The following is a 1,382-nucleotide window of genomic DNA, read 5'->3' on the forward strand; positions in this document are numbered from 1 at the left end:
CATCACTAAATGAATCAGGCGTTACATTCAAAATTCCCATAACATGAGGTTGCGATAAATCTAATGTAAAACGACCACCCTGTAATTGTCGTTGTGGTAATGGCATCAACTGCATCAAAACTCTCCACACTTTAATGATGGTATTTTAACAACAGATAATGCCTGTCATGACTGATTTATTTTCAACTTAGTCTAAAATCCAAACAAAAAAAGAGCGACCGAAGCCGCTCTTTTTATTACAACGAATATTAGCCCATTGCTGGCAATGGTGGCGGTGTAGATGGACCATCTTTAGGCGGTTCAAATTCAGCCACAGGGTTCTCAGCAACATACACTTTCGGTGGTTGTGGTTCACGACCTTCCATGATGTCTCGGATTTGGTCACGATCAATCGTTTCCCATTCCATCAAGGCTTTCACCATTGCGTGTGCGATATCTTTATTATTTTCCAAGATATCACGTGCAACTTTATACTGTTCATCTAATATGCGACGAACTTCTTCATCAACTTTTTGCTGTGTTGCTTCAGAAATCGTACGGCTACCAACATTACCGAAGAAACCATTTTGGTTTTCATCTTCATAAACCATTACGCCAAGTTTATCTGACATACCGTATTTCGTAACCATTGCACGCGCCATTTTCGTTGCACGTTCAAAGTCATTCGATGCGCCAGTCGACATTTGATTAATGAAAACTTCTTCAGCAATACGACCACCAAACAAGATTGAAAGTTCATTCAACATCTTATCTTTATAGTGGCTCGTTTGATCTTGTTCTGGAAGCTGCCATGTCACACCAAGCGCCCAACCACGTGGCATAATAGTAACTTTATGCACAGGGTCTGTACCCGGTAAAATTTCAGCAACAATCGCATGTCCCGCTTCATGGTAAGCCGTCGCACGACGTTCTTCTTCACGGATGACCATCGACTTACGTTCTGGACCCATGTAGATTTTGTCTTTAGCATCTTCAAAGTCATGCATATCAACCGTGTTTTTATTACGGCGAGCAGCAAACAATGCAGCTTCGTTCACCAAGTTTGCTAGTTGTGCACCAGAAAAACCAGGTGTACCACGGGCAAGGACTTTAACATCAACACCAGTTACAGACGGAAGCTTCTTCAAGTGAACATTTAAAATCTGCTCACGACCACGTATGTCTGGTAAACCAACCATCACTTGACGGTCAAAACGACCTGGACGAAGTAATGCTTTATCAAGAACATCTACGCGGTTAGTCGCAGCAATCACGATAACGCCTTCATTGCCTTCAAAACCATCCATCTCAACAAGCATTTGGTTTAAGGTTTGCTCACGCTCATCATGACCACCACCTGTACCTGAACCACGATGACGACCAACAGCATCAATCTCATCAAT

The 1,382-nt window shown here is 42.4% G+C and carries 1 protein-coding gene and 1 pseudogene; both read right to left on the bottom strand.

The features are described 5' to 3' along the window. Window positions 1–115 (bottom strand): annotated as a pseudogene (gene folP, locus B4237_RS10450) (dihydropteroate synthase); the annotation flags it as partial. 133 nt (window positions 116–248) lie between these two features. Continuing rightward, window positions 249–1,382 (bottom strand): ATP-dependent metallopeptidase FtsH/Yme1/Tma family protein (locus tag B4237_RS10455; protein WP_286943009.1); only part of this gene is annotated, 1,134 nt, incomplete at its 5' end.

The organism is Acinetobacter sp. UBA6526, assembly GCF_002434875.1.
Classification (GTDB): Bacteria; Pseudomonadota; Gammaproteobacteria; order Pseudomonadales; family Moraxellaceae; genus Acinetobacter; species Acinetobacter venetianus.